The sequence below is a fragment of the Streptomyces calidiresistens genome (genome assembly GCF_014141525.1).
Classification (GTDB): Bacteria; Actinomycetota; Actinomycetes; order Streptomycetales; family Streptomycetaceae; genus Streptomyces; species Streptomyces calidiresistens.
Genome location: NZ_VKHS01000884.1, coordinates 1 through 2099 on the forward strand (window position 1 = coordinate 1; position 2099 = coordinate 2099).

A 2099-nucleotide genomic window follows, 5' to 3' on the forward strand; every position below is an offset into this window, starting at 1 on the left:
GCCCCCCTCCCTCCGCGACCACCGACCGGTCGGGGCGGCGTCGGGTCAGGAGGTGGCCTTCTCGTAGGCCTCGCGGATGGTCGCCGGCACACGACCGCGGTCGTTGACCTCGTAGCCGTTCTCCTTGGCCCAGGCACGGATGCGGGCGGTGTCGGCGGAGCCGGAACCGCCCGACGCCCGGGCGGCCGAGCGCCCACCGCGCGCCGCGCGGCCGGTACCGGCACGACGACCGGCGCGAATGAACTCGGCCAGGGTCTCGCGGAGCTTTTCCGCGTTGGCGGAGTTGAGATCGATCTCGTAGGTCTTCCCGTCCAGGGCGAAGGTGACGGTCTCGTCCGCCTCCCCGCCGTCGATGTCATCGAGAAGAAGAACCTGAACCTTCTGTGCCACCTGAGTACTCCTCTTTAGGGGATCCGGGTCGGGGGTCGGGCATCGAATGTTTTTGTCGCGCCCCGGGCGTCATCAAACCGCCCTTTCCGAAAAAACACAAACCCCACGCGGGGATTCCCGCCGTTGAACGCCGAGACGTTCGGACGTATCGGACATAAAGCCCCGCCGGGATGACTATCGAAGCCGAAGCAGCATACGGGTGTTACCCAATGTGTTGGGCTTCACGCGCTCCAGTCCGAGGAACTCCGCGACACCTTCGTCATACGAGCGCAGCAGTTCGCTGTAGACGTCCCCGTCCACGGGGGTATCGCCGATGGGCACGAAGCCGTGCCGTTCGAAGAACGCCACTTCGAAGGTGAGGCAGAAAATGCGATCCACGCCCAGTTGACGCGCCGTGTCGAGCAGCTTCTCCAACAGGAGGTGTCCCACGCCCGTCCCGCGCAGGGAGGGATCCACCGCCAGCGTGCGGACCTCGGCCAGATCCTCCCACATCACGTGCAGGGCGCCGCAGGCGACCACCTCCCCGTCGGAGGCCCGCTCCCCCACCCAGAACTCCTGAATGTCCTCGTAAAGGGTGACGGTCGGCTTGTCCAGGAGGATGCGATCGCGCGAGTACGTGTCGATGAGGTGACGCACGGCACGCACATCCCTCGTCCGGGCGCGTCGAACCGTGATTTCCGGAGTCCGGTCGGCATGCTTCACGAACGGAGGCTACCGCCTCGTTCCACCGACATTGGCGGCGCCCCCGTCGGGGCCCGCGGCACCACCGGCTCCGCCGACATCCACCACCCGCAGCGCATCGCGCAAAGCCTCGGTCTGCGCCGGTGACATCATCCCGAAGAATGCCACCAGGGCGGCGGCCGGGTTGTCGCTCCGGGACCAGGCGTCGTTCATCAATGCGGCGGCGTACGCGGCACGGGTGGATACCGCCTCGTAACGATAGGCGCGCCCGTCGCGCTCCCGCCGGACCCAGCCCTTCCGATGGAGCTTGTCGAGAACCGTCATGACCGTCGTATAGGCGATCGGTCGTTCCTTCCGGAGGTCTTCCAGAACCTCTCGGACGGTGACCGGGCGATTCCATTCCCAGACCCGTGTCATCACGGCGTCTTCGAGTTCTCCCAGTGACCGAGGCACATCTGCAGGGTAACGGGGAGTCGGATGATATGCACGATATGACCCTGTTGGGCTCCCGTCGGGCGCCCCGCCCGCGGCCGGGCGCCGAGCGGCGATCCGGCACCCGGGCGGCTGTGACGGGCGTGACGGGCGTGACGGATGGCGCGCGGGGAAGGCGGGCGCGGCCGAGCCGGGCCCGGACACGACGAACCGCCGCCGGGCGGGGCCCGGCGGCGGGACGGACGGGGCGCCCGGGGGCGCCCCGGGGGCTCACTCGGCGGCGGGACGGGCCCCGGAGGGGCGCTCGGCCGTGCGGGCCGCCTCCATGGCGTCCACGGCCGCGTCCTCCTTGTACTTGTTGGCGCCGCCCTGCGACTTGATCATCGTGATGATGAGGTAGCAGAAGGCCACCGCCATCACGGTCGGGGCGAAAAGCGCGGCGAGATAGTCCACGGTCGGTCTCCTCCGGGCCGCTCCCGGCCCCCTGTGGCCGGGTTCTCGGTCCCCTCCAGGGTAGTGGGCCTACTCGGCGGCCGGTGGCGGCGGGGGGGCGGGTCGCTTGCGGCGGAAGACATCGGCCGGGGTCGGGACGGGCC

At 69.3% G+C, this 2099-nt stretch carries 4 protein-coding genes; all 4 read right to left on the reverse strand.

Annotation, left to right across the window (positions count from 1 at the left end):
- Positions 1-45 precede the first annotated feature (45 nt).
- A complete protein-coding gene (locus FOE67_RS23760; protein WP_182666887.1) occupies positions 46-390 on the reverse strand; it encodes a histone-like nucleoid-structuring protein Lsr2 in 345 nt (114 codons plus the stop codon).
- 174 nt (positions 391-564) lie between these two features.
- The gene (locus FOE67_RS23765; protein WP_182666888.1) at positions 565-1092 is read right to left on the reverse strand and encodes an amino-acid N-acetyltransferase; all 528 of its coding nucleotides are present in this window, start codon (positions 1090-1092) and stop codon (positions 565-567) included.
- A 9-nt stretch (positions 1093-1101) separates the two neighbouring features.
- Entirely contained in the window at positions 1102-1524 is a 423-nt protein-coding gene (locus tag FOE67_RS23770) for a BlaI/MecI/CopY family transcriptional regulator (RefSeq protein WP_182666889.1), read from the reverse strand.
- A 249-nt stretch (positions 1525-1773) separates the two neighbouring features.
- Complete coding sequence (locus FOE67_RS23775) at positions 1774-1956, reverse strand: hypothetical protein (RefSeq protein ID WP_182666890.1); 183 nt, start codon at positions 1954-1956, stop codon at positions 1774-1776.
- Positions 1957-2099 lie beyond the last annotated feature (143 nt).